At 74.9% G+C, this 26,948-nt stretch carries 18 protein-coding genes; 11 read left to right on the top strand and 7 right to left on the bottom strand.

The window, feature by feature from the left end:
* Positions 1-101: 101 nt before the first annotated feature.
* Together ACFY93_RS25145 and ACFY93_RS25140 are read left to right on the top strand one after the other, a co-directional pair.
* Positions 102-1,568 carry a sialate:H+ symport family MFS transporter gene (locus tag ACFY93_RS25145; RefSeq protein ID WP_391363168.1) on the top strand — a complete coding sequence of 489 codons (1,467 nt, stop codon included), beginning with the start codon at positions 102-104 and terminating at the stop codon, positions 1,566-1,568.
* A gap of 161 nt (positions 1,569-1,729) precedes the next feature.
* Complete coding sequence (locus ACFY93_RS25140; RefSeq protein WP_391363014.1) at positions 1,730-2,494, top strand: MBL fold metallo-hydrolase; 765 nt, start codon at positions 1,730-1,732, stop codon at positions 2,492-2,494.
* A gap of 221 nt (positions 2,495-2,715) precedes the next feature.
* Here the strand turns inward: ACFY93_RS25140 and msrA are convergent, their stop codons facing one another.
* The 5 genes from msrA to ACFY93_RS25115 form a co-directional block, all read right to left on the bottom strand.
* Entirely contained in the window at positions 2,716-3,228 is a 513-nt protein-coding gene (gene msrA / locus ACFY93_RS25135; protein ID WP_391363012.1) for a peptide-methionine (S)-S-oxide reductase MsrA, read from the bottom strand.
* A gap of 151 nt (positions 3,229-3,379) precedes the next feature.
* Complete coding sequence (locus tag ACFY93_RS25130; protein WP_391363011.1) at positions 3,380-3,961, bottom strand: maltose acetyltransferase domain-containing protein; 582 nt, start codon at positions 3,959-3,961, stop codon at positions 3,380-3,382.
* 209 nt (positions 3,962-4,170) lie between these two features.
* Positions 4,171-6,573: an ATP-binding cassette domain-containing protein gene (locus tag ACFY93_RS25125; RefSeq protein ID WP_391363010.1), complete on the bottom strand. Its 2,403-nt coding sequence runs from the start codon at positions 6,571-6,573 to the stop codon at positions 4,171-4,173.
* A 163-nt stretch (positions 6,574-6,736) separates the two neighbouring features.
* A complete protein-coding gene (locus ACFY93_RS25120; RefSeq protein WP_391363009.1) occupies positions 6,737-6,964 on the bottom strand; it encodes a tautomerase family protein in 228 nt (75 codons plus the stop codon).
* Between the two features lie 133 nt (positions 6,965-7,097).
* Positions 7,098-7,856, bottom strand: coding sequence for an SDR family oxidoreductase (locus ACFY93_RS25115; protein WP_391363007.1), 759 nt, complete (start codon positions 7,854-7,856; stop codon positions 7,098-7,100).
* Between the two features lie 195 nt (positions 7,857-8,051).
* Between ACFY93_RS25115 and ACFY93_RS25110 the strand changes: the two genes are divergently transcribed.
* From ACFY93_RS25110 to ACFY93_RS25070, 9 genes are all read left to right on the top strand, one after another.
* The gene (locus tag ACFY93_RS25110) at positions 8,052-8,939 is read left to right on the top strand and encodes a helix-turn-helix domain-containing protein (RefSeq protein WP_391363005.1); all 888 of its coding nucleotides are present in this window, start codon (positions 8,052-8,054) and stop codon (positions 8,937-8,939) included.
* Between the two features lie 219 nt (positions 8,940-9,158).
* The gene (locus ACFY93_RS25105; protein ID WP_391363003.1) at positions 9,159-10,013 is read left to right on the top strand and encodes a DUF4132 domain-containing protein; all 855 of its coding nucleotides are present in this window, start codon (positions 9,159-9,161) and stop codon (positions 10,011-10,013) included.
* The gene (locus tag ACFY93_RS25100; RefSeq protein ID WP_391363001.1) at positions 10,010-15,010 is read left to right on the top strand and encodes a hypothetical protein; all 5,001 of its coding nucleotides are present in this window, start codon (positions 10,010-10,012) and stop codon (positions 15,008-15,010) included. Before ACFY93_RS25105 ends, ACFY93_RS25100 begins: the two co-directional genes overlap by 4 nt.
* 35 nt (positions 15,011-15,045) lie before the next feature.
* Complete coding sequence (locus tag ACFY93_RS25095) at positions 15,046-16,215, top strand: AAA family ATPase (protein ID WP_391362998.1); 1,170 nt, start codon at positions 15,046-15,048, stop codon at positions 16,213-16,215.
* A 26-nt stretch (positions 16,216-16,241) separates the two neighbouring features.
* Positions 16,242-19,838, top strand: a complete 3,597-nt coding sequence (locus tag ACFY93_RS25090; RefSeq protein ID WP_391363167.1) for a DUF5682 family protein — start codon at positions 16,242-16,244, stop codon at positions 19,836-19,838.
* Entirely contained in the window at positions 19,835-21,652 is a 1,818-nt protein-coding gene (locus tag ACFY93_RS25085) for a hypothetical protein (RefSeq protein WP_391362996.1), read from the top strand. The genes ACFY93_RS25090 and ACFY93_RS25085 overlap by 4 nt, the downstream gene beginning before the upstream one ends.
* Before the next feature lie 185 nt (positions 21,653-21,837).
* On the top strand, positions 21,838-22,863 hold the full coding sequence (locus tag ACFY93_RS25080; RefSeq protein WP_391362994.1) for an alcohol dehydrogenase catalytic domain-containing protein: 1,026 nt from the start codon (positions 21,838-21,840) through the stop codon (positions 22,861-22,863).
* A gap of 74 nt (positions 22,864-22,937) precedes the next feature.
* On the top strand, positions 22,938-23,411 hold the full coding sequence (locus ACFY93_RS25075) for a carboxymuconolactone decarboxylase family protein (protein WP_391362992.1): 474 nt from the start codon (positions 22,938-22,940) through the stop codon (positions 23,409-23,411).
* 113 nt (positions 23,412-23,524) lie between these two features.
* Positions 23,525-24,421 carry an RNA polymerase sigma-70 factor gene (locus tag ACFY93_RS25070; RefSeq protein ID WP_391362990.1) on the top strand — a complete coding sequence of 299 codons (897 nt, stop codon included), beginning with the start codon at positions 23,525-23,527 and terminating at the stop codon, positions 24,419-24,421.
* A 92-nt stretch (positions 24,422-24,513) separates the two neighbouring features.
* Here the strand turns inward: ACFY93_RS25070 and ACFY93_RS25065 are convergent, their stop codons facing one another.
* Positions 24,514-25,782 (bottom strand): MFS transporter, encoded by a 1,269-nt coding sequence (locus ACFY93_RS25065; RefSeq protein ID WP_391362988.1) that lies wholly within the window; start codon positions 25,780-25,782, stop codon positions 24,514-24,516.
* 102 nt (positions 25,783-25,884) lie between these two features.
* A complete protein-coding gene (locus ACFY93_RS25060) occupies positions 25,885-26,814 on the bottom strand; it encodes a 2-dehydropantoate 2-reductase (protein ID WP_391363165.1) in 930 nt (309 codons plus the stop codon).
* Between the last annotated feature and the right edge of the window lie 134 nt (positions 26,815-26,948).

Below are 26,948 nucleotides of genomic sequence, written 5' to 3'. Positions count from 1 at the left end.
AGGAGAACCACCAGGTCACCTACCGTGCAGACGTAAGACATCTTACGTTCCCCGCCGCCGACGGCACCGAAGGCGAGTGCGCCCGGCATCCTGGAGTCACCGTGCACCACCCCGCCCCCGACCCGTCGCCCTGGTACCGCCAGGTGGACCGCGGCCAGTGGAAGGCGTTCTTCGCCGCCTGGATCGGCTACGTCCTCGACGGCTTCGACTTCGTGCTGATCACCCTGGTGCTGACGGAGATCAGCGCCGACTTCCACCTGGACACGGTGGGGGCCGCGAGCCTCGTCTCGGCCGCGTTCATCACCCGCTGGCTCGGCGGAGCGCTGCTCGGCGCCCTCGGTGACCGTTTCGGCCGGAAGCCCGCGATGGTGGCCAGCATCCTGCTGTACTCGCTGGGCACCTTCGCCTGCGGGTTCGCCTGGGACTACACCAGCCTCTTCGTCGCCCGGCTCGCCATCGGCATGGGCATGGCCGGGGAGTACTCGGCCAGCGCCACGTACGTCATGGAGAGCTGGCCCGCGCGGATGCGGAACCGGGCCAGCGGCTTCCTGATCTCCGGCTACTCGGCGGGCGCCGTCCTCGCCGCCCAGGTCTACCAGTGGGTCGTGCCCGCGCTCGGCTGGCGCTGGATGTTCTACATCGGCCTGGTGCCGATCGTGATCGCGCTGTGGATGCGCCGCGCGCTGCCCGAGGCCGCCGACTGGGAGACCTCGGTCGCCACGCGCGAACAGCGGCCCAGCCCCTTCGGGCCGCTGTTCGCGACCCGGGCACGGGCCACGGCCAACACGGCCATGGCCGTCGCCGCCACCGTCGCGCTCTTCGCGGTGTTCACGCCGCTCGGCGACGGCATGGTGCCCGTCCTGTCGGTCCTCGCCGGAGCCTGTCTGATGGCCTTCGCGGTGCAGCTCGGCGGGCGGCGCGGCTGGCTGCTCCACGTGTCCATGATCATCACGGTCTTCTTCGCGTTCCTGTACTCGTGGCCCATCCAGGCACTGCTCCCCACCTATCTGAAGACCGATCTCGGGTACAGCCCCGGCCAGGTCACCGACGTCCTGTACTACGCGGGCTTCGGGACGATGGCCGGCTGCTGGCTGGCCGGGTTCGTGGGCGACCGGATCGGCACCAGGAAGGCGTACGCGTTCACGCTCCTCGCCTCCCTGGTCCTCGTCTTCCCCGTGTTCGCGGTGCAGGACGACCCGCTGCTCCTCGGCGTCCTGCTCTTCGCCCTGCAGGCCACCAGCTTCGGCATCTCGGGCCTGCTGCCGCGGTACATCGGCGGGCACTTCCCCACCCGCACCCGGGGCGCCTCGCTGGGCTTCACGTACAACGTGGGCGCGCTGGGCGGCGCCGTGGCCCCGGTCCTCGGCGCCCGCCTGGCCTCGGGCATGGACCTGGGCCGGGCCCTCGCGGTCCTCACCTTCGCCGGAACGGCGATCGTGGTGCTCCTGGTCGGCCTCGACGTGCCGGGCCGTCTGGGCCGCCTCCTCGCCCCGGGGGAACCCGCGGACCACCTCGCGCACGAGGAGACCCGGACGCCGAAGGACCGGGCACCGGCCGTCCACGTCTGACGGCGCCGGCCTCGTCGCCCCGCGGCTTCCCGCGTGCTTCCCGGCATCCGCCCTCTCCTCGGTCAAGTGCCCGGGCCCACCCGGCCCTTACCGCTCCGGACGGCCGTCCCCGTCGGGGACACTGTCCGTCGGCACCGGTGACGGCGAGAGGAAATCAGAAGATGCAGAAGGTCCTGCGCGACGCGGACATCGTCCGGGTCGGCGACGACGTCTACGCGGTCTCGGGCAGCAACACCAACTGGGTGATCGTCAAGGACGGTGACAGCTGCACCCTGATCGACACCGGCTACCCCGGCGACCACGACGCCCTGCTGGCCTCCCTCGCGGCCGTGGGACTGGCCCCGGGCGCCGTCAGCGCCGTCCTGGTCACCCACGCCCACAACGATCACATCGGGGCGTCCGAGCGGCTGCGGGCCGGGCACGGCATACCCGTACTCATGCACGAGGACGAAGTGCCGCACGCCCGCCGCGACTTCCTCCACCAGGTCTCCGTCGGGCAGGTGCTCGCCCGGGCGTGGCGCCCCGGAGTGGTTCCGTGGGCCGTGCACGCCCTCCGGTCGGGCGGGACCGCGCACATTCCCGTCTCCGAGCCGCGCGCCTTCCCCGCGCCGGGCGCGCTCGACCTGCCCGGCGCCCCGGTGCCCGTGCACACGCCGGGCCACACGGCCGGGCACTGTTCCTACCACCTGCCCGCCCAGGGCATCCTGGTCAGCGGTGACGCCCTGGTGACCGCCCATCCGACGTCCCGGGTCACCGGCCCCCAGCTGCTGCCCGGCATGTTCCACAAGGACCGCGCCCGGGCCCTCGACGCCCTGACCGTGCTCCAGGACGTCGACGCGGACACCGTCCTGCCCGGGCACGGCCCCGTGCACCACGGCCACGTGAAGGCGGCCGCCGCCGTGGCCTCCGAGCGCGCCGGGAGGTAGCGGGACCGAGCTGGCGGCGGCCCCCGGGAGAGCCAGGACCAGGTGGGCCGCACGCCAGTCGGGCGGCGCCACCTGGAGCCTGGACGACCGGGAGTACGCCTACTTCCGCGAGGGTGCCCGCACGAAGCCGGAGCGCCGCGCGACGACTACGCCCGGCTTCCGTCCGGATCGGGCCGGAGCCCGCGAGCCCGGCATGATCCGGACGGGAGGCCCTGGCCGGGTCAGGAGTCCGTGGGCTTGGGCAGACGCCAGCCGGGGCGCGGGAAGTGGCAGGTGTAGCCGTCCGGATAGCGCTGGAGGTAGTCCTGGTGCTCCGGTTCGGCCTCCCAGAACGGGCCGGCCGGTACCACCTCGGTCACCACCGGTCCCGGCCACAGCCCGGAGGCGTCGACGTCGGCGATGGTGTCCTCGGCGACCCGGCGCTGCTCGTCGTCCGCGTAGAAAACGGCGGAGCGGTAGCTGGAGCCGATGTCGTTGCCCTGACGGTTCCTCGTGCTCGGGTCGTGGATCTGGAAGAAGTACTCCAGGATCGTGCGGTAGTCGGTCGCCATCGGATCGAAGGTGATCTCGATCGACTCCGCGTGGCCCTCGTGGCTGCGGTAGGTGGGGTGGGGCAGGTCGCCGCCGCTGTATCCCACCCGGGTGGTCACGACTCCGGGGAGGTTGCGGATCAGCTCCTGCATACCCCAGAAACAGCCGCCCGCCAGCAGGGCCTTCTGCTCGTTGTCACTCATCGTCCGTCACCCTTCTTCCGCTTCCCGGACAGCCTCGCACACGCCCCTGCTCCTTTCACACGACGGCCGCCCGCCGGCCCGTCCGGGTGACCGCCGGCAGCGTCAGGTCGCGGGTCCGGGGATCGCTGTGTCCGGTGGTCACGGGCGGGTGTCAGAGGTCGCGGACGGGGCGGGCGGGATTGCCGACGGCGACGACGTTCGCGGGGATGTCCCTGGTGACGACCGCACCGGCGCCGATGACGGAGTTGTCACCGATCGTCACTCCCGGGCAGACGACGACACCGCCGCCGAGCCAGACGTTGTCGCCGATGGTGATGGGCAGGGCTGCTTCCAGCTTGTCGCGGCGGGGTTCCGGCTCCACCGGGTGGGTGGGGGTGAGCAGCTGGACGCCTGGACCGATCTGGCAGTCCTCGCCGATGGTGATCCGTGCGACGTCCAGCGCGGTCAGGTTGTAGTTGACGAAGGTGCGGGCCCCGATGCCGATGTTGCCGCCGTAGTCGACGTGCAGCGGCGGCCGTACCTCGACGCCCTCGCCCAGGGAGCCGAGCAGCTCGGCCAGCAGTGGTCTGGCCGACGCGGTGTCCTCGACGTAGGCGGCCTGGTAGCGGGAGGCCAGCCGCATGGCGCGCTGCTGCCGCTGGGCGATCTCGGGGTCGTCGGCGATGTAGAGGTCACCGGCGAGCATCCGCTCCAGCTGGGTGCGCGGGTCGTCCGCGAAGTAGTCCCTGGGCATGCGTACGAACGTAACCGCCGAAGGGCACGTCGTGCGTCGTTCGTGCGCTTCGGTGCTCCGGGAAGGCAGTCACGGTCGTGCGCCCGCCCCGCGCGGGCCGCCGTCGTCTTCCTGCCCCGCCGGGACTGTCGGCCCCCGCCGGAGTTGTCGCGCCTCCGCCCGGCGGGCACCGCGGCGCCTGGCCGCGCGGTGCCCGCCGAGGGCGGTGGTCAGGCGCCGACGTACGCGGCCAGGTGCTCGCCGGTCAGGGTGGAGCGGGCGGCGACGAGGTCGGCCGGGGTGCCCTCGAAGACGACCGTGCCGCCGTCGTGACCCGCTCCGGGGCCGAGGTCGATGATCCAGTCGGCGTGCGCCATGACCGCCTGGTGGTGCTCGACGACGATGACCGACTTGCCCGAGTCGACGAGCCGGTCGAGCAGGCCGAGCAGCTGCTCCACGTCGGCGAGGTGGAGGCCGGCGGTCGGCTCGTCGAGGACGTAGACACCGCCCTTCTCCCCCATGTGAGTGGCCAGCTTCAGCCGCTGCCGCTCACCGCCGGACAGCGTGGTGAGCGGCTGGCCGAGGGTGAGGTAGCCGAGTCCCACGTCGGCGAGCCGGCCGAGGATGCGGTGCGCGGCCGGCGTGCTCGCCTCGCCGGCGCCGAAGAACTTCTCGGCCTCGTTCACCGGCATCGCGAGCACCTCGCTGATGTCGCGGCCGCCGAGGTGGTACTCCAGCACCGACGCCTCGAACCGCTTCCCCTCGCACTCCTCGCAGGTGGTGGCGACGCCGGCCATCATCGCCAGGTCGGTGTAGACGACACCGGCGCCGTTGCAGGTGGGGCAGGCGCCCTCGGAGTTCGCGCTGAAGAGCGCCGGCTTCACGCCGTTGGCCTTCGCGAAGGCCTTGCGGATCGGGTCGAGCAGCCCGGTGTACGTCGCCGGGTTGCTCCGCCGTGATCCCTTGATCGCGCCCTGGTCGACCGAGACCACGCCCTGGCCCTTCGGGATCGATCCGTGCACCAGCGAGCTCTTGCCGGAGCCCGCGACGCCGGTGACCACGGTCAGCACGCCGAGCGGTACGTCCACGTCGACATCGCGCAGATTGTGCGCCGTCGCGCCGCGGATCTCCAGCGCCCCGGCCGGCTTGCGCACCGACTCCTTGAGTGCGGCCCGGTCGTCGAAGTGACGGCCGGTCACGGTGCCGCCGCGCCGCAGCCCCTCGACGGTGCCCTCGAAGCAGACGGTGCCGCCCGCCGTCCCGGCGCCGGGACCGAGGTCGACGACGTGGTCGGCGATCGCGATGGTCTCGGGCTTGTGCTCCACGACGAGCACCGTGTTGCCCTTGTCGCGCAGCCGCAGCAGCAGGCCGTTCATCCGCTGGATGTCGTGCGGGTGCAGGCCGATGGTCGGCTCGTCGAAGACGTACGTGACGTCGGTGAGCGAGGAGCCGAGGTGGCGGATCATCTTGACGCGCTGTGCCTCGCCGCCGGACAGCGTTCCCGAGGGCCGGTCGAGCGAGAGGTAACCGAGTCCGATCTCCACGAACGAGTCGAGGGTCTGCCGCAGGGCGGTCAGCAGCGGCGCCACCGACGGCTCGTCGAGGTCGCGGGCCCATACGGCCAGATCGCTGATCTGCATCGCACAGGCGTCGGCGATGCTGATCTCCTTGATCTTCGACGACCGGGCGGCCCCGCTGAGCCGGGTGCCGTCGCAGTCGGGGCAGGCGGTGAAGGTGACCGCCCGGTCCACGAACTCCCGGATGTGCGGCTGCATTCCCTCCCGGTCCTTGGAGAGCATCGACTTCTGGATGCGCGGGATCAGACCCTCGTAGGTCATGTTGATGCCCGCGATCTTCATCCGGGTCGGCTCGCGGTGGAGGAAGTCGCTGCGCTCCTCGTCGGTGTACTCGCGGATCGGCTTGTCCGGGTCGTAGAAGCCGGACTCGCTGTAGAGCCGGTAGTTCCAGCCGCCCGGCTTGTATCCGGGGATGGTCAGGGCGCCCTCGGTGAGCGACTTGGAGTCGTCGTAGAGCTGGCCGAGGTCGATGTCGGAGACGGTGCCCCGGCCCTCGCAGCGCGGGCACATGCCGCCGGTGATGCTGAACTCGCGCCGCTCCTTCACCGTCTTCCCGCCGCGTTCCAGGGTGACGGCCCCCGCCCCGCTGATGGAGGCGACGTTGAAGGAGAACGCCTTGGGCGAGCCGATGTGCGGCTTCCCGAGCCGGCTGAACAGGATGCGCAGCATCGCGTTGGCGTCGGTGGCGGTGCCGACCGTGGAGCGGGGGTCGGCGCCCAGCCGCTGCTGGTCGACGATGATCGCGGTGGTCAGTCCCTCGAGGACGTCGACCTCGGGCCGCGCCTGCGTCGGCATGAATCCCTGGACGAAGGCACTGTAGGTCTCGTTGATCAGCCGCTGCGACTCCGCGGCGACGGTGTCGAACACCAGGGAGCTCTTGCCCGAGCCGGAGACGCCGGTGAACACCGTCAGGCGCCTCTTGGGGATGTCGACGCTCACGTCCTTGAGGTTGTTCTCGCGTGCGCCGTGCACACGGATCAGGTCGTGGCTGTCGGCGGTGTGAGCCGCTGTCGGCGGTGTGTTCGTCCTCGGGCTCTTGCTCGGGGTGATGTCCATGGCGGCCACGCTAGTCGCGTCCCGGCGGGCGGCGCTTCTCGATTCCTGATCGGCCCGCCCCGTCGTGGCCCGTCCGCCCGGCGGCGCGTGGGAGCCGGTACGGGCCGCCTCCCACGCCTGTTCCGCCTTCTCCACGGCAGCGTCGTCCGAAGTTCCGGGCAGGTCAGGTGCCGGACGGGGTCCGTCCGGGCTGCTGGATCGCGGCGAGGGTCAGCACGTTCCCCCCGATCCCCCAGCCGCCGTCGGTCACCTCCTCGACCAGGACCATGGTGTTGGCGCGGGCCCGCTCGCCGTACAGCTCGGCGTAGAGCTCGGTGACGCGCGTGACGATCTTCTCCTTCTGCTGCTCGTCCAGGCTTCCGGCCGGGACCTTGAAGTTCGCGAACGGCATGACGGTTCTCCTTCTGTTTCTGTGATTCCTGTGGTGGCTCGACAGGACCGATGGGTCTGAAGGGCCTGGAGGGCCGGACGGGCCTGAAGTGTCCGACGGGGCGACGGTCGTGGCGGCGGGGCCGTCACGGTTCTCAGGCGATGCCGCCGTTGACGCGCAGGACCTGGCCGTTGACCCAGTGGCCGTCCGGGGAGACGAGGAACGAGACGGCCGAGGCGATGTCCGCGGGCGTGCCGAGCCGCTCCAGCGGGGCCATGGCCGCCAGCCGGGCGACGGTCTCCTCGTCCTTGCCGTCGAGGAACATGTCGGTGGCGGTGGCTCCGGGGGCCACGGCGTTCACGGAGACGTCACGGCCGCGCATCTCACGGGCGAGGACCATCGTCAGGGCCTCGACCGCGCCCTTGCTGGCGATGTAGGCGCCGTACGTGGGGAAGGCCATGCCCACCTGCGAGGTGGAGAAGGTGACGATCGCGCCGCCCTCGCGGACCCTGCGGGCGGCCTGCTGGGCGACGACGAACGTGCCGCGGATGTTGGTGCGGTGCAGCGCGTCCAGCTCGGCCAGATCCAGCTCGGCGATCGAGGACAGCACCATCCGGCCGGCCGCGTGGACGAGGGCGTCGACCCCGCCGAACTCCCTCTCGGCGGTGGTGAACAGCGCCGCCGCCTCGTCCTCGTCGGCGACGTCGGCCCGCACCGCGACGGCGCGGCCGCCTGCCGCGGTGACCTCCTTGACGGCGTGCTCGGCGAGTTCGCGGTTCCCGGCGTAGCCGATCACGACGGCGAAACCGTCGGCGGCCAGCCGGGACACCGTCTCGCGGCCGATGCCGCGGGAGCCGCCGGTGACGACGGCGACCCGGGGGCCGCCGGCGGGGGCTGCGGGGGTGGTGGACATGAGGACTCCCTGTCATGTGCGGTGGGTGGTGCGGGTGGGCCGGGCCGCGACGTGACGGCCCCGGCGGGGTACCGGCGTGGTCGCCGGGGGCGCCCGGCCGGTGTCCCCACCCTCGGACCGCTCGGGGGCGGGAGCCAGGGCTGTGCCCACCCAGGGGTCGGCAACCCCTGGATAGGAGGGAGCGGGCGGGGGACCATGGGAGGCGTGAACCATGCCGCACTCGCCTCCTTCCTCAAGTCCCGGCGCGACCGGGTCCGCCCCGCCGACGTCGGTCTGCCGCAGGGGCCGCGCCGCCGGGTGCCCGGTCTGCGGCGCGAGGAGGTCGCCCAGCTGGCGGGACTGTCCGCGGACTACTACACGGAACTGGAGCGCGGCCGGGGCGCGCACCCCTCGGCGCAGGTGCTGGCCGCGCTGGCCCGGACGCTGCGGCTGAACGGCGACGAACGGGACCACCTGTTCCACCTCGCCGACCGGCCGCTGCCGCCGTCCGAGCACGGTCCGACGTCTCATGTGCAGCCCGGGCTGCTCGGCCTGCTCGACCGGCTCACCACCACCCCGGCGCAGGTCATCACCGATCTGCACGAGACCCTGGTGCAGAACCCGCAGGCCGTCGCGCTCATCGGCCGTCCACCGGCGACCCGCGGCCCGGAGGCCAGCTTCGCCTACCGCTGGTTCACCGATCCGGCGACCCGCGCGCTGCATCCCGTCGAGGACCACCCCCACCACTCGAAGGTGTTCGTGGCCGACCTCCAGGCGGTCGCCGCCCGGCGCGGAGGCGACGCCCAGGTGACCCGGATGGTGAGCGCGCTGCGCCGCCGGAGTCCGGAGTTCGCCGCGCTGTGGGACACCCACGACGTCGCTCTGCGGCGCACCGATCACAAGCGCATCGTCCATCCGGCCCTCGGAGTGATCGAGCTGGACTGCCACAGCCTGTTCAGCGAGGACGGCCGGCAGCGCCTGCTGTGGTTCGACGCCCCGCCCGGCAGCGAGGGCGCCGCCCAGCTGGAGCTGCTCTCCGTGATCGGCACCCAGGACATGGCACCGGATCCGGTCCGTCACGACGACCCGGCCACGCCCGCCTGACCCTCGGCGGCGCCGCTCCCCGCACATCCCGACCGCCACCCGGCCCGGTGCTGCCCCGCCCGCCCAGGCCCACGGCGCCCGTCCGATCTAACGTTCACGGCCCCGGCCGCACCCGCCGAGGGGTCCCGGCGCCGGGCTCGCGCGCCCTCACCGACGGCGTTGTCAGTGCCCTGTCCTAGAGTTCCCGTCACTTGATCATCGCGGGTGCGGGAGGCACGCATGGGGTGGGTGTCGGCAGGCGGCTACGAAGTCGCCCTCGACGACGGCAAAGTGGTGTGCCGCAACGCGGCGGGGCGGCGTCTGAAGTCCGTGCCGCCCAAGATCGCCGACGATCCGGCCGTGGTGGGTCTGCGGCAGCTCGTGGAGTGGCTGGAGCGGCACGAGCGCCAGTGCCTGACGGACGTGGAGCGGTGGATGGTGCGCTCGCTGCCGGTGCCGTTCGCCGTCCTCGCGCGGGTGTGGCCCGACCCGGCGTGGCGGTCCGCCCTGCGCGACCTGGTCGTCACCGGGGCCGACGGCGAGGTGGCCGGATTCCTGCGGGACGCGGACGCCGAGCGGGGCCTCGGCCTCGTCGACCTCGACGGCGACACCGTCCGCATCTCCCCCACGCTCGTGCGCCTGCCGCACCCGGTGCTCCTCGACGACCTGGAGGAGCTGCGGGAGTTCGCCGTCGAGCTCGGCGTCGAGCAGCGCGCCCAGCAGCTGTTCCGCGAGGTGTGGTACCGGCCCGCGGCGCTCGACGCCGACGCCGCCTCCGTCGAGGACCACGCGGGAGGCGTCTTCAAGGAGCTGCGGTTCCTGCACGGCAGGGCGGCCCAGCTCGGCTACCGCGTGCGCGGCGGCCACGCCGTCTGCTCCGTCCTGGAGGACGGGCGCGGCGTCGAGGCCCGCGTATGGGTGGGCGACTACGACGGCTACGCGGAGACCGAGACCGGTCCGCTGGTGTTCACCGATCCCGCCGGCCGGGTGCTGAAGCTCGGTCAGGTCGGCCCGGTGGCCTGGTCGGAGGGCACACGCATGGCGGCCGCGCTGTACGCCGGGCGCGACATCGAGGACGAGGAGCGCGCGGCATGACCACGTACGACGAGAGCACCTCCGCGACCCTGCTCGACGCGGGTGCCGTCCTGCTCCCCGGCACCACCGGCCGGGAGGACGCCGACGTCCTCACCGTCCGCACGTACACCCACACCGCGCTGGACGGGCGCAAGGTGGTCCGGCTGGTCCCCGGCCTGCTGGGTGAGGCCGAGGACCTCGCGCTCGACTTCCTGGGGCTGGCCCGGGAGCCGGAGACCCCCGAGGTCGGGCAGGTGCGCCGGGAGACCCTCGGCTTCCCCGCCTGGGCCCTGGTCAACGACCCGGCGAACGGCCACCACGCGCTGGCCCTGGTCCAGGACGTCGAGCGGCTCGCACGGCAGGCCAAGTCCCGCCCCGGTACGGCCAAGGACGGCTTCGAGGCGCTCGGCGCACGGCTCGGCCGTGCCGTGCCGCACTTCCTGCCCACGTTCTACGAGCAGGCCGCGCGCGTCTTCCTCCAGCACGAGAACACCACATACGCCGCGGCGTTCTTCGGCAAGGCGCGCGAGGCCGAGCGGGTCCACGCGCTGGCCGTGGACGAGGAGCGGCAGCGGGCGGTGTTCCTGGAGTTCGCCTTCGCGGGTGCGCTGACCGTCAAGGCGCTGAAGGAGTACGTGAAGGCGCTCGCCGCCCGGCTCAGCCCGGCCGCCGCCTGGGAGCAGTTCCGGCAGCTCACCGTCGAGCGCTGCGCGGCCGGAATGCCCCCGTACGCCTCGCTGCCGCAGGACGCCCGCGGGCTCATCAGGGCCGCCGGCCTCGACCGGGCCACCGAGGAGTGCGCCCTGGTCGCCGACCTGCTCGCCTCGCCCGCCGCCGTCCGCGCGCCCGCGTCCTTCTGGACCACCTACCGGACGACCCTGTCCGCGCTGGCCGCACAGCAGCCCGCCGTACGGGTCAGGCTGCTGGAGATCATGCCGGCGGGCCTGGGCCGCACCCCCGAGGACGAGCTCTGGCTCGAACTGCTCGCGGAGACCGGCGCCGACCTGCTGCTGACCGGCGAGGCCGGGGCCGCGGCGGACGACGTCGACGCGGCGGACTGGCTGAGCCGCTGGGCCCTGCACCGCAAGCACGGCGCTTCGTTCTCCGTCCTCTCGCCGGCCACGATGGCGCTCGTCGAGCGGATGGCGCCGCGCCTGCGCGAGCGCCGCCGCCCCGTGGACATCTTCAACGGGCGCTGGCACCCGGGCGCCGACCTGGACCTGCTCGACCTGTGCGTGGAGCTGGGTGTCCCGCTGGCACCGGCCGGTTCGGACCGCGCCGTCTTCCTCCCTCTGGACCCTTGGCTGCGGGCGGCCCGGCCGGGCCGCCGGGACCTGACGGCCCTCGCCGCCGACCCGGACCGGCGACGCCTCCTGTACGACGCCCTCGGCGCCCTCGGCGGACACCGCCCCGACTCCACGCTGCTGGAGTCGCTGGCCGGGCACCCCGTGCTCGCCGACGTGCTGCGCGAGTGGCTGGACGACGCCGCGGCCGAGCTGACCGGCGCGGCCGGTCTGCCCGCCGCGCGCGCGGCGCTGGACCGGATGCGTCCGTTCCGCGCGGTCGCCGCCCGGGTCGCCCCGGCCGCCGTCGCCCGGGTCGCCGCGTACGAGGTCACACCGCTGCTGGGCCGCACGCTGCGGGCCGGTCTGCTGGACGAGCTGGGCTGGCCCGCCCTCGAGGAGGCGCTGCGGCGGCTCGACGCGGAGACCCGGCGCGACCGCGACGACACCCTGGCCGTCGAGGAGGCCTGGCCCGCGCTGATCCTCTCCCGCAGGCACAAGGCGATCGTCGTCGGCCCCGAGGAGATCCTGCTGGAGCACGATCTGCGGCTGCCCGTGGAGCTGGACCGCTGGCAGCGTCCGTCGTTCCGGTACACGGACGGCGAGCTGCTGGTGATGTGGTGGCAGGACACGAAGTGCTTCGGCTACTGGTCGGCGCGCCCCTCGGAGGTGTTCGCGCTCACCGGCGAGCTGGGCAGCCGCTGGTACGGCGGCAACACGGCCGGTGAGCCGTCGATCCCGTTGCCCGGCGGCGGCCGCGCCAGCGGCGGAAAGGCGCTGCACGCCGGGGACACGGTCCTGCCGCCCGTCCGCCGCGTCCTCGGGGACGGCACCACGTACTGGCGGCAGGGCAGGCAGGGCCGGCAGCACGTGTGGCTGGAGTACGACCCGGCCACGGGCACGCACGGCCGGGCGTCGCTGCCCGCGTTCCTGCGGGCCGGGGTCCGCGAGGGCGCGACCCTGCGGCAGGAGGACTGCACGGTGCTTCCGCTCCGGCCCGGTCTCGAGGACAGCCCGTTCGGCACGGACGGGACGGTCCTCGGCCACTGGGTGCGCACGGAGGGCGAGGGCGACGAGGCACGCACCACCGCGGGCACGCCGGACGGCCGGACCGTCCGCCTGCCGGCGGCCGGGGGCCGGGCACCGGGCGTACCGCTGGGCGCGCTGCGGCTGCCCGGCGGCGCCGAGCCCGTCGTCGTCGCCCTGCACCGGCAGATAGCCCTGTACACGGGCGACGGCCCCTCCGGCCCGGTGGAGCTGGGCCGGGTGACGCCGTTGGAGCGGGGCGGTGAGTTCGCCGCCGGTACGCGGCTCGTGCCGCCGGCCGACTTCTGGCACGCGCTGCGTCCGCGTGACGCGGGCGCCTCGGCGGTGTTGCGCGCGCTGGGCGACGAGCAGGCGGACGAGCTGCTGCGCGCCGGGACGCGAGCCCTGGCGAAGCGGGCGGCGCTGGTGGCCGCCGCCGGCCCGTCGGCCGCCGGGAGCACGTCGGCGGCAGCCGGCGTCCCCGCCGCCGACGAGGTGGTGCGCGACGCGGTGTCCCGCTGCCTGCCCACGCTCACCGAACCGCATCTGCTCACGGCGGTGGCCGCGCTCGTACGGGGGACGCTGCGCCTCGCCGAGACGGGCGCCGCCTTCGTGGCACCGCCCGCGGAGCCGGTGGACCGGCGCCGCGTCGAGGGCATGTTCGCCGGTCTCAGCCCCGAGTACGGCGACGACGGGACGCTGCGCGACGCGACGTCGGGGCTCGCCTCCCAGCCGGGCTGGTACAGCGGGGGACCGAGGTGGAACGCCTTGCGGCAGATCCGTGCCGTGAACCACGTACTGTCCGGGAAGCCCGCCGACGGGAAGCCGCTGCCCGAGCGGTCCCGGCTCGCCTCCGCGGGATGGACCAGCGACGACCACACCGTCCCGGGCATCGGCGTGCTGTGGCCGTCCGTCCTGGACGTCCTGCGCCCGCTCGCCTACCGCGCCGCCTCACCGGTCGTGCCCGAGGCCCACCGGGAGGCGCTGCTCCTGCTGTTCGAGGCCCTCACGGACGGTCCGCTGACCGCGCCGGGCGGAGCGTTGCGCGAGGTCCTGCTCGCGGAACCGCACGACGGTCAGGAGCGCGTCGGACAGGTGCTGCGCCGGGAGGGCCGGACCGTCGTCGTCCTCGGCTGCCAACGCGTCGACCGGCGAACCGGGCACGTGAGCTGGCTGGCCCTGGACCACGATCCGGCCGGGGCCTTCGGCGCCGTCGCCCACTTCACGCTCGAGGCGGAGACCGCGCACCCGGCGGTGTTCCCCGCCGACGCGCTCGCCGCCGTGACCCGGCTGATCCGGGACAAGGGCACCGCGCCCTGGCGGCCCGGGGCGCCGGACGCCCTCGCCGCCGCGACCGACGGCGGTCTCGGACCCGCGCAGGCCGCTCTGCTGCTCGCCGGTGATCCCCGGAACCTTCCCACCGGCACGCTGGCCTCCATCGGCCTGAAACCGCGTCAGCGGGACCTGGCTCAAGGGCTGCTGGGCTCCGTACGGCCCGGTGACCGGGCGGCGCTCATCGGCTCCCTGCTGCCCGGGGACCCCGGCGAGCTGTGGACGTCCGGACCGGACACGGCGGCGGCCGGCCGGGTGTGGGCCGAGCTGCTCGGCGGCGTCGTCCGCCTCCCCGAGGACATCGCGGCCGACCTCGACCTCGCGGGAGTACCGGCTGACGCGGCGGAGGACGTGCTCAATCCGGAGCGCACCCCGTGGATCAGCCGCACCACCGTCCAGCGTCTCGACAAGGACGGCAACCTCGTCGCCGAGGACACCGCGGCGCTGCCCGGACGGCACCACCTGACGCGCTCCGCGGCCACCCTGGCCGGCCTCGCCTACTCCCTGCCGTACGGGCACCCCCTCCGGGCCGTCCTGCCCGGCGGCCTCGCCGCGCTGCGCCGCCGCCTGACCGACCCGGAACTGCTGCTCGAAGCCGACGTCTCCTGGGCCGAGAAGGGCGGGCCGACCGCGCCGCAGCTGCGCACGGCCTACGGGCTGCCCGAGACCGGCGGCGCCGGTCCGGACAGTCTGACCCGGCTGGGCGAGGCCCTGGTGCTGTATCCCCGGTACGGCGACCAGGAGGGCGTCCTGCTGCGCCCGGCCGGGCTCACCGGCCCCGACGACACCGTGTTCGGGCTCCTCGATGGCCTGGTGGGGGCGGTCCGCAGCGCCGGCCTGCAGGCCCTGCGGACCGTCCTCGGCGACGGCCTCGCCCGCGCACTCGCCGTCCGGACCGGCCCCGGGGGCACGGCCGCCGGGTACGCCCAGGACCCGGCCGTCAGCGTGCCGGAGCTCGTCACCGAGCTCGCCGAGACCCACGGCATGGGCGAGGACGCGGCCGCCCTCTACCTCCAGTTGCTCGCCCTGCCGGACCCCACGGACCGCAACCGGTCCCGCTGGACGGGCTGGAAGCCCGCCCGGGCGAAGAAGGCGCGTGCCGAGCTGGTGGCCACCGGTCTGGTCGTCGAGGCCAAACGGGCGCGCGCCGGACGCACCCTCTTCCTGCCGTGCGGCTGGCTCGACCTCAAGGCCCCCGCCCTGCCGGTGGAGGTCTGGAAGGAGGGTCTTCACCCCTTCCGCGCCCACTCCCGCGCGGTGGTGACGACACCCGTGCCCGAGCTGTTCGCCGCCGCGGTCGCCCGCGTCCGCGCCGGTGACGTGCCCGCCTACGAGGAGCTCACCACCCGCGCCACCCGCAAGGGCCGCCGCCGATGACCACCGTCCCACCGCACCGGGAAGCACCCACACGGATGACCACCGCACTGTCCCCCGACACGGCCCGCCAGATCGTCCCGCCCGAGGACCGGCACGCCGTCGAACTCGCCTTCCTCGCCGCCTACGACGACGGCCCCCGCCCTCCCGCGTGGCGGCTCACCCCGCGTGCTGTCGTCACCTTCGTCATGGGCAGCGACGGCCGCGCCCTGAAGCTGCCCGACGGGGCGGCGGTGCCCGAGGGGGTGCCGCGGCGCCTGGCCGTCGAGGGCAAGTTCGTCGGCGACCGGGCCCTGGTCGAGCGGTGCGTGGTGACTCTCGCCGGGGAGCGCGGCCTGCTGCTCGTCGGCGAGCCGGGCACCGCGAAGTCCATGCTGTCCGAGCTGCTGTCCGCCGCCGTGTGCGGCACCAGCGGCCTGGTGGTGCAGGGCACCGCGGGCACCACGGAGGACCAGCTCAAGTACGGCTGGAACTACGCCCTGCTGCTGGCCCAGGGGCCCAGCCGGCAGGCACTGGTGCCCTCACCGGTGCTGACCGCGATGCGCCGGGGAGCGGTGGCCCGGGTCGAGGAGGTCACCCGCTGTCTGCCCGAGGTGCAGGACTCCCTGGTGTCGCTGCTCTCCGAGCGGCGCATCGCCGTCCCCGAACTGGCGGGCACCGAGGACGCGCTGGCGCACGCGGCGCCCGGGTTCAGCCTCATCGCCACCGCCAACCTGCGGGACAGGGGCGTCTCGGAGATGTCGGCGGCCCTCAAGCGCCGCTTCAACTTCGAGACGGTCGGCCCGATCGCGGACCTCGACGCGGAGACCGCGCTGGTGCGCGGGCAGGCGCGGGCGTCCGTGGAGCGCGCGGGGGCGCCCTTCCGGGTCGACGACGCCGTGCTGGAGGCCCTCGTCACCGCCTTCCGGGACCTGCGGGAGGGCCGGTCGGCGGAGGGCTGGGAGGTGGAGCGGCCGTCGACGGTGATGAGTACCGCGGAGGCGGTCTCCGTCGCGGGTGCGCTGGCCCTCGCGTCGGCGTACTTCCCCGGTGACCGGGACGTGCTGGGGCTCCTGCCGGGACATCTGCTCGGTGTGGTGCGCAAGGACGACCCGGCCGACGCGGCCCGGCTGCGCGGCTACTGGGACGGCCCCGTCCGGCGCCGCGCCGAGCAGGGCTCCGCCACCTGGCGCGCCCTGTGGGACCTGCGTACGGTCCTGGAGGGCTGACGGCCGTGTCCCTCTCCCCCGCGGCGCTGCCCGGCGGCGCCGAAGAAGCGCTCGCCGCCCTCACCGACCCGGCGGGTCCCTGCCTCATCGGTGTACGGCACCACGCGCCCTCCCTGGCCGCCGCCGTGCCCGCCCTCCTGGACGCGGCCGGACCGGACGTGCTGCTCGTCGAGCTGCCGGCCGAGACGCAGGAGTGGCTGCCGTGGCTGGGACACGAACAGACCCGGGCCCCGGTCGCGCTCGCCGCGGCGCCCGGTGACGGGGGGCCGGCGTTCTATCCCTTCGCCGACTTCTCGCCCGAGCTGGCGGCCGTGCGCTGGGCCGCCCGGCGCGGTGTGCCGGTCATCGCCTGCGACCTGCCGCTCGCCGACCGGGCGTGGGACGAGGGACGACGCGACGCGGAGCGGACCGCGGGCGGCCCCGGTCTCGCCGCCGCCCTGCGGACCCGGCTGACGGGCCGCCCCGGCGACGACCTGTGGGACCGGCTCGTCGAGGCGACCGCCCCGGGTTCGCCGCCCGAGGCCCTGCGCCGGGCCGCGCTGCTCACCGGGTGGGCGCTGCGCCGGGACGCGGCGGACTCGGGCGGCGTGCCCGCGCTGGACCTGCGGCGCGAGCGGTGGATGCGGGCGCGGCTGGCCGAGGCCACCGCGCGCGGCGAGCGGGCGGCCGTCGTGGTCGGGGCCTTCCACGCCCCGGCGCTGGCGGGGCCCGCCACCGGCGGGGAGCCGGAGGCGGGCCCCGCGTCACGGGCCGGGTCCGCCGCGGCCGGCGGACGCCGCTCCACGTGGACGACGTCCCTGATTCCGTACACGTACGCCCTGCTGGACGAGAGATCCGGCTACCCGGCCGGTATCCGGGACCCCGAGTGGCAGGACATGGTGCTGCGGGCCGGGGGCGAACCGGCGGCGCTGGAGGAGGCGTTGACGCGGGCGGCCGTGGAGGTGTGCGCACAGCTGCGCGCGCTCGGCCACCCGTCGGGGCCCGCCGACGCGCGCGAGATCACCCGGCTCGCCTCCGACCTCGCCCGGCTGCGCGGACTGCCCGCCGCGGGCCGGGGCGAGCTGGTCGAGGCCGTGCAGACGGTGCTCGCGCAGGGCGAGCCGTACGGGCGGGGCCGGGCGGTGGCACGGGCGATGGAGCGGGTGCTCGTCGGAACGCGCACGGGACGGCCCGCCCCGGACGCGCCGCGCAGCGGCCTCGCCCCCGCCGTCGAGGCCGAGGTGGCCGCCCTCGGCCTGCCGGGACCGGAGTCGGACAGCACCCGTGACCTGCGGCTGGACCCGCTGCGCTCCGACCTCGACCGGCGCCGGCAACTGCTGCTGTGCCGGCTGGCGGTGTGCGGCGTGCCGTACGGCCGGGCCGGGGAGGTCGTCGGCGCGGGAGGCACCGAGGCGCTCACCTCGCGGTGGGAGGTGCGCTGGACCCCGGCGACCGCGGCCATGCTGACGGCGGCCGGCGTACGCGGGGTCACACCCGCGCAGGCGGCCGAGGGGGTGCTGCGCGAGCGGCGGCGCACCGAGCTGGACGAGGGCGGGCCGACGGCGGCACAGGCTCTGGACGGGCTCGCGCAGGCGGCGGAATGCGGACTGGACGCGTTGGCGGACGAGCGTCTCGACGACGTCGCGGAGGTGCTGCCTGCGTCCGGCACCCTGCCCGAACTGCTCGCCGGCCTGGCCCTGTCGGACCGGCTGCGGGCCGGTCACGTCCCGGGCCTGGACGCCGGCGCGGACCGTACGGCCCGGGCGGCGGCCGTCGCCGGTCTGCTGACGTCGGCGGCGGTGCGGCAGGTGGACGGGCTGACCGGGTCCGAGGACCCCGCCGACGCCCGCGCACTGCTCGAACTCGCGCACCGCGCCGACGCGCTGGGCGGCATCCGGCTCACCGACGCCCTCGCCCGCCTGGCCGCCGACGGCTCCCCGCTGATGCGCGGGGCCGCCGGGGCCGTACGCGTGCTCCTCGGGCAGGAGGACGCCCGGACCCTCGGCGACCGGGTGGCGTCCTGGGTCGACGGGGCCACCGGGCCCGACGCGCGTGCGGCGCTCACCGCCCGGCTGAGCGGGCTGCTGTCCGCCGCCGGCCCGCTGTTGGAGACCGCGTCGCCCGCCCTCGACCCCCTGCTCGACCGCGTCTCGCACCTGCCCGACCGGGACTTCCTCGACCGGCTGCCCGCGCTGCGCGGCGGCTTCGACACGTTGAGCCCGGCCGCCCGCGACCGTCTCCTCGCGGCCGTCGAGGAGCGTCTCGGCGTCGTGCGCGTCGCCGACACCGGCGGCGTGGACCCGGCCGCGCTCGCCGTGTGGACGCGGGCGGACCTCACGGCCCGCGAGGTCCTGCGGTGCCTGGAGCTGCTGCCCGCGCCGGACGGCACGGCAGCGCCCGCGCCGCGGACCGACGCGTCCACCGGGACCGCGGAAGCCGACGGGACCGCCGGGGCCGACGCGTCCACCGGTGCTTCCGTCGGCGGGACCTCCGTCGGTGGCGCCAGGGCCGACGGGGTCGCCGGGCAACTGCCCCCTGAGCGCTTTCTGGCGCCCGCCGACCGCTGGCGTCTCGTCCTGGGCCGCCGCCCGGATCAGCTCCCCCCGTCCGCCGCGCCCCTGGCGACCGCGCTCGACGAGCTGTACGGCAGCGGACGCGGCGAGGGCAGCCGGGGCGACCTCGCGGGAGCGGGCGCGGGCCGGGAGGCGCCGTATCCCGGAGTGCGGGAGTGGTCCGAGGAGCTGGCGGCGTTGTTCGGGCCGGGCGTCCGGGAGGAGGTCCTCGCGTCCGCCGCCGCGTCGGGCCGCCAGGACGTCCTCACCGAACTGGACGCGGACAGCGCACGTCCCTCGGTCGACCTGCTGCGCACGGTTCTGCGGCACGCGGGCGGGCTGCCCGAGGCGCGCCTCGCCGCGCTGCGCCCCCTGGTGCGGCGGCTGGTCGACGCGCTGACCCGTGAGCTGGCGACCCGGCTGCGCCCCGCCCTGCGCGGCACGGCCCTGCCGCGCCCGAGCAGACGGCCGGGCGGCGGCCTGGACCTGCCGCGCACCCTGCGGGCCAATCTGGCGACCGCGCGTCGTGGCAGCGACGGCACGGTCCGGGTCGTTCCCGAGCGCCCGGTCTTCCGCACGCGCGCCCGACGGGCCGCCGACTGGCGGCTGATCCTGGTCACCGACGTGTCGGGGTCCATGGAGGCGTCCACCGTCTGGGCGGCGCTGACCGCCTCGGTGCTGGCCGGGGTGCCGACCCTGTCCACGCACTTCCTGGCGTTCTCCACCGAGGTCATCGACCTCACCGGGCACGTCGACGATCCGCTGTCGCTGCTGCTGGAGGTGAAGGTGGGCGGCGGCACCCACATCGCGGCGGGACTGCGGCACGCACGCGAACTGGTCACCGTGCCGTCCCGCACCCTGGTCGTGGTCGTCAGCGACTTCGAGGAGGGCTACCCGCTGGGCGGACTCCTCGCCGAGGTCCGGGCCCTGGTCGGGGCCGGCTGCCAGGTGCTGGGCTGCGCGAGCCTCGACGACACCGGCCGCCCCCGCTACTCCACGGGCGTCGCGGGCCGGCTCGTCGCCGCCGGGATGCCCGTCGCCGCCCTCAGCCCGCTCGAACTCGCCCGCTGGGTAGGGGAGAAGATCGCATGAGCCAGAACCTGCCCCCGGTGACCCCGGCCGTCACCGCACAGCTCGTCGAGGCGCTGTCGCCCCGGCTCCGCAAACGGCTGGACGCGGGCGTCGCCAAGCTCGCCGCGCGCCCGGCCGTGCGGGACGGCGACACCGTGCGCATCGCGGTCGACGACGACACCGATCTCGAACTGCACGCCCCGGGCGGGCTGGTGACCAGCGCGGACGCCATCCGGTGCGGATGTCTGCTGGCCCCCGGCTGCCTGCACCGCGCCGCGGCGGCCTCGGCGGCGCCGGTGGCGGACGCCGCACCCGTGGTCGACGCCGCGGCGGCGACCGAGGACTCCCCCAGCGCCACGAATTCGGCGCCGTCCGGGTCGTCCGGGTCGTCCGCGCCGAACGGGTCGAACGGGTCGTCCCCGGAAGGGGTGGGGGCCGCGGAGGCGGAGGCCCCCTCCGACGCCCAGCTCGCCGCCGCGCGGGCTGTCCACGACGCCGCCGCTCTCGTGCTCGAAGCGGGCACGGACGGAGCGGGCGCCGTGCTCCAGGCGGAGCTGCTGCGCGCCGCGCACACCGCGCGGCTCGCCGGTCTTCCCCGGGCCGCCGCCGCGTCGGTCTCCGTGGTCACCGGGGTGCGCGCGGCCCGCTCCGCCGACCCCTCGTACCGCGTCACCGAACTGGCCGCCGCCCTGCGCGAGGTCCTCTCCGTGGCCCACCGCCTGCCCCGGGCCTGCGGGCCGGACCTGGCCGGACTGCGCGGCAGCGTACGGCAGCCGTACCGGCCCGACGGCTCCCTGCGGCTGTACGGGCTGTTCAGCGAGCCCGTCCTGACGGCGACCGGGTACGCGGGCGCCGTCACCTGGACCGCCGACGCCGGGGGCCGCCTCCACACCGTCTCCGACGTGGCACCGGGCGGCCCCGCACGGGCGACCGGCGCCGCCGACCGGGCCGTACGGATCGGCGACACCGCGCTCACCCACCGGGAGCTGTCCCGCGCGGGACTCGCCGTGTCCGGCGCCACCGTCTCCCCGACGGGACGGCTCGGCGCGGGGGCGGGCGTACGGGCGGTGCGCGCCGCGGGCGCCGACTGGCACGACGAACCGCTGGACCGGCTGTGGGCCGTACCCGTCGCCGAGCAGGTCACCCGGGCGCTGAAAGGCGGCCACGACCTGCTGTTCCTCGACGTGACCCTCACCGGGACGGCCCGGGAGACGGCGGGCGACTGCCTGCTCGCCGACTGCGGCGGCCTGGCCCTGCGGCTGACGGCGGCCCACGACAGTCCCGCCCTCCCCTACCGCGACAACCTCCGCCTCCTCGCCGCGGCCCGGGGCAGCGGGCTCCGGGTCGTCGCCCGTCTGGCACCCGGTCCGCTCCCCCGCGCGCTGCTGCTCGCCGCCCAGCACCCCACCGACCCCGCCGCCCGGGTGGACCTCGGCCTGGACCGCCTGCGGCGCGCCGACCTGCCCCCGGGCACGGCACCGGCCGCCGACGGCGGCGCGCCCGCCGTGCACGAGGCCCCGCTGCACCTGCTGCGCCGCCGCGTGCACCAGGCCGTGGCGGGGGGCCGACGCGTCCTGGCTCTCCCCGGGACCGCTTCCGGCGACGCCGCCCGTCTCGGCTCGCTCGGTCTCTCCACGGCGGGCGAGCTCCTGCGGGGCCTGCGCTCCGCCTCCGCGGACCGCACCCGCGACGTCTTCGGCCGTCTGCTCCCGGCCGACACGGACGGCTTCGCCCGCGCGTGGCTGGCCGCCGCCGTCTACACCGACGCGGTGGAGCGGTCGCTGTGCGCCGCCGCGTGGGGAGCGGACGAGGAGGCGGCCCCGGCGGCCGGGTGAGCGCTCCGGCCGCCCCTCCCCCCACCGGCCCGGCGTGCGCGAGCACCGGCCCGGCGTGCGCGAGCACCGGCCCGGCGTGCGCGAGCACCGGCCCGGCGTGCGCGAGCACCGGCCCGGCGTGCGCGAGCGGCCCCGGGCTGGTCTGCTGAGACGGGGGGCCGTCGAACCCGATGCCGGAGACGCCCATGTCTGCCTACCGAGTCGCGCAGGTCACCGCCGCCGGTGGACCGTTCGAGATCGTGGAACGCGAGGTGCCGGGGCCTGGCCCCGGCCAGGTCCGGATCGCCGTCGAAGCCTGCGGGATCTGTCACAGCGACGCGTTCTTCGTCGGTGGCGGGCTCCCCGGTCTCAGCTTCCCGCTCGTGCCCGGCCATGAGATCGCCGGGCGCGTCGAGGAACTGGGCGAGGGGACGCACGACCGGGGATGGCGGACCGGCGACCGCGTGACGGTCGGCTGGTTCGGCGGCAGCTGCGGCCACTGCACGTCCTGCCGGCGGGGCGACTTCATCGTCTGCGAGAACCTGAAGATCCCCGGCGGGGCGTACGACGGGGGCTTCGCGGAGCAGGTGATCGCGCCCGTCGACGCGCTCGCCCGCGTCCCGGACGTGCTGACGGCGAGCGACGCGGGGCCCATGGCCTGCGCGGGGGTGACCACGTTCAACGGGCTCAGGCGCAGCCCTGCACGCCCCGGCGACCTGGTGGCCGTACTGGGCATCGGCGGTCTCGGCCACCTGGGCGTGCAGTTCGCGGCGGCCATGGGTTTCGAGACCGTGGCCATCGCCCGGGGGGCCGAGAAGGCCGGTTTCGCCGAGCGGCTGGGCGCCCACCACTACATCGACAGCACGGCGGACACCCCCGTCGCGCAGGCCCTGCGGTCCCTGGGCGGCGCCAGGGTCGTCCTGGCCACGGCGGGAAGCTCCGACGCCATCGCGGCGACCGTCGACGGGCTGTCGCCCCGGGGCGAGCTGGTGGTCATCGGGGCGGCTCCCGAACCGCTGGGGATCAGCCCGCTCCAGCTGCTCATGACCGGCAGGGTCGTCCGCGGCCACCCGTCCGGCACCTCGCAGGACGTCCAGGACACGCTGGCCTTCAGCGCCCTGCACGGCATCCGCCCGACGGTCGAGACGCTGCCGCTGGCCGAGGTGGACGAGGCGTACCGCCGGATGCTCTCCGGACGTGCGCGCTTCCGGATGGTCCTGACGATGGACTGAGGCCGCCCCGTGTCACATCCGGTCGGGCTGCCCTGTCAGTAGGACGTATCCGCAATTCGACCAGGAGATCTTCCATGGACGCGCGTCTCGACTTCTTCGGCAACTCCCTCGCGGGCAAGGTGCTGAGGCACATCAACTCGGCGAACAAGGCGGTGTCGGAATCCGGGCTGCCGGCCACCACCCAGGAGCTGGTGAAGCTCCGCGCCAGCCAGATCAACGGCTGCGGCTTCTGCACCGACATGCACAGCAAGGACGCCACGCTGGCCGGGGAGACCCCGGTACGGCTCAACCTGGTCGCCGCCTGGCGGGAGGCCACGGTCTTCACGGAGGCCGAGCGCGCCGCGCTGGAGCTGGCGGAGCAGGGCACCCGGATCGCCGACGCGGCCGGTGGCGTCACGGACGAGGCCTGGGCGAACGCCGCCAAGCACTACGACGAGGACCAGCTCGTCGCGCTCGTCTCGCTCATCGCCGTCATCAACGCGTACAACCGTGTCAACGTGCTCAACCAGCAGCCGGCCGGTGGCTACGAGCCCGGCCAGTTCGGCTGAGGACGGGCGGTGCGCGGTCCGGTCCGGCCGGGCCGCGCACCGCTGTCGTGTCGTGTTTATGACAGGGTGACCTCGTGGTCCGAGTGGTTCCGAGGCCGGAGGGACGGACGGGCATGCACGCTGGGGACGACACCGGTTCCCTCGAAGAGGCGACGGGTGACTTCGTCGCGGCGCGCCCGCAGTTGTTCGGCATCGCCTACCGCGTGCTCGGCAGCGCGGTGGAGGCCGAGGACGTCCTGCAGGAGGCGTGGCTGCGCTGGCAGAACGCGGACCGGACCGGCGTGCGCGAACCGGCGGCGTTCCTGGCCACGATCACCACGCGTCTGGCGATCAACGTGGCTCAGTCCGCGCGGGTGCGGCGCGAGGCGTACGTCGGGCCGTGGCTTCCCGAGCCGGTCGACACCAGTGTGGATCCGCAGGTGGGCGCGGAGAGGGCCGAGGCGGTCGAGCTGGCGGTGCTCCTGCTGCTGGAGAAGCTGAACCCGGTGGAGCGGGCCGCCTATGTGCTGCGGGAGGCGTTCGACTATCCGTACCGGCAGGTCGCGGACATCCTGGAGACGAGCGAGACCAACACCCGGCAGCTGGTGAGCCGGGCCCGCAGGCATCTGGCGGCCGAACGCCGGGAACCGGTCAGCCCGGCTGATCACCGGCGTCTGATGGACGTGTTCCTCGTCGCGGCGCGGACGGGCGATCTGGCGGTGCTCGAGGACGTCCTGGCCGCCGACGTCGTCAGCTACGCCGACGGCGGTGGGGTGCGCGGCGCGTCGAGGATCCCGGTCGTCGGACGGGCGCACGTCTCCCGGTACCTGGCCGCGTTCGCGCCGCGGTTCTGGCCCGGTTCGGACGTCCGGTGGGTCGAGGCCAACGGCAGGCCTGCGGTCCTCGTGTCGTCCGGCACAGGCCCCGTGGCCCTGCTGTCCGTCGACGCGTCGGCCGAGGGGATCGAACGGCTCATGTGGGTGATGAACCCGGCGAAGCTCGCCCCGTACGTGGCCTCCCTGGACGGCTGACCCCGCTCACGGCGTCGCGGCTGGCTCGCTCCGGCGGCGGGGCGAGCGGTGGAGGCCGCCCTCGGCCGCCCCGTGACGTTCCCGGGGTCCGGTCAGGCGTCGGCGGCCTCACTGCTCACGGCCACCGGCGACGCCCGCGCGGCGGGGGCGGTGCGGCGGTGCGAGCGGACCTGGGGGGACAGCAGGGCGGCGAGCGTGGCCAGCACGACGACGGCCGCGCAGCCGAGGAGGGCGTGCCCGGCCCCCACGCCCTGCGCGACGGGACCGGCGGCGAGCAGCCCCAGCGGGGCGAAGGCGAGGGAGCCGAACCCGTCGTACGAGCTGACGCGGGACAGGACCTCCTCGGGGATCTCGCGTTGCAGGGTGGTCGCCCACAGGACGTTGAAGACGTCGCTCGCGACACCCGCGCAGAACATGGCGGCGGCGATCAGGACCACCGGCGCCCCGATGCCGAGGAGCAGCATCGGCAGGGCGGCGGGGAAGGTGACGAGGACGGCGACGAGGATCGGGCGCTGGACGCGTACGCGTACGGCGAGTCCGGCCCCGGCGATCGCGCCGAGGGCCTGTGCGGCCACGATGACCGACCAGGACCGGGCTCCGCCCAGGTCGTCCCGGGCGGTGAGCGGCCCGAGGACGCCGAGGGTGGCACTGAAGACGGCGACCACGGCCGTGCACTGGGCGACCACGACCCACAGCCACTGCCGGGAGGCGAACTCGCGCCAGCCTTCACGCAGATCGGCCCAGCCGGAGGTGGCCTTCGCCGGCCGGCCGGGCAGCTTCAGGCCTGCCGTCAGGACGGCGCTGACCACGAAGGACAGGGCGTTGACGGCCAGGGCCCAGCCGGCGCCGAGCCAGGCGACGGTCACTCCGGACAGGGCCAGCCCGAGGAACAGACAGGAGTTGGTGCTCATCCGCAGCAGTCCGTTCGCCTGCTGCAGCCGCTCGGCGGGTACGACGAGCGGGACGACACCGTCCATCGCCGGCACGAACATGGCGGTGGCGAGGCCGGCGGTCACGGCCAGCACGCACATCGCGGGCAGGGGTGCGTGACCGGACAGCGACAGGGCGGCGAGCCCTCCGTAGGCGGCCGCGCCCACGACGTCGGCGACGACCATGAGGCGGGAGCGGGACATCCGGTCGGCGACGACCCCGCCCACCAGGATGAACACCAGCTGCGGCAGCGCCTGGCAGGCCAGCACCAGCGACAGCTGACCGGGCCCGACTCCGGGCAGGGCCAGCACCGCGAAGGCGAGCGCCACCCGTGCGAACCCGTTCCCCAGGACCGAGATGGTCCGTGCGGAGGCGAGCAGAACAAACCGCCGGTCGCGCCAGAGCGCGGGACTGTCCGAGGAGATCGTCACGGCAACTCATCCTAGGAGACGAGCCGTTGGGCTTTGCCGGGCGACACGGGAGTCACGAGCCGGGGGACCCGCCGGCACACGAGGCGTATGTTCCGGTACCTGCTACGAGGTCGCGTCCGCTCCGAGTGCCCAGGGGGCCAGCACGTCGGCCACGGTGCGGTTGCGGGGGACGTCCAGGCCCAGCCGGGCGGCGAGGTCGGCGACTCCGCCGCTCAGCCAGGGGAGTTCGAGGCGGTTGCCGTTCTCCAAGTCGTTGTGCATGGAGGAGGTCATGTCCGCGGGAAGCGTGTCGCAGAAGGCGAGCCGGTCGTCGGCGAACTTGTCGTCGAGGCCCACGCCGGACGCCTGGGCCAGGGAGACGACCTCGGCCATGACGTCGCGCAGCAGGGCGCGGGTGCGTTCGTGGGAACGGATGACGCCGATCGGCCTGCGAACCGCCGCCGTGGTGGCGGAGAGTCCGACGAGGAAGACGAACTTCTCCCAGATCACCCGCTCGATGTCGTCGCTGGTCTCCGCGTCGATCCCGGCGTCGCGGCAGGCGGTGAGCAGGTCCCGCGTGACGGGCCGCAGGGCGGGCGTGTACGGGCCGAACACCATTTTCTGCAGGGTGCCGTTGTGGACGACGACGCCGGGCTCCTCGATGAACGCGGAGATGAAGCAGGTGCCGCCGAGCACGGACTCCTCGGGCAGACGGCGGCGCAGGATGAGGTCCTTGTGCACCCCGTTCTGCAGGGACAGCACGGGCGTGCCGGCCACGGGTGAGGAGGCCAGCTGGGCGGCGACGTCCTCGGTGTCCCAGAGTTTCACCGCCACGAGGACGAGATCGGTGGGGCCGAGTTCCGAGACGCTGCCCACGGCCGAGTCCGCCGGGGTACGCAGATCCCCGAGAGGGCTGCGGACGAGCAGCCCCGAGCGGCGGACGGCGTCGAGCTGACGGCCTCGTGCCACGAAGGTGACGTCGTGGCCCGCCGAGGCCAGCCGGGCCCCGAAGTAGCCGCCGACTCCGCCCGCTCCGATCACCGCGATACGCATGTGTCCGCCGTTCGTTGACATGTCCGCCCCCTGTTGGTGGCCTGGTTGGTGGCCGGACACGAGGCTACTGGAGGGCGTCGGCGGCGGGCCGCGGCCCCCGCTCGGTCTGCGGGGGCCGCGGCCCCGGGCGGGGC

This window comes from Streptomyces sp. NPDC008313 (assembly GCF_042956125.1).
Classification (GTDB): domain Bacteria; phylum Actinomycetota; class Actinomycetes; order Streptomycetales; family Streptomycetaceae; genus Streptomyces.
Note: the sequence above shows the minus strand (reverse complement) of the source record. Positions and strands in the feature narration are given on the sequence as shown.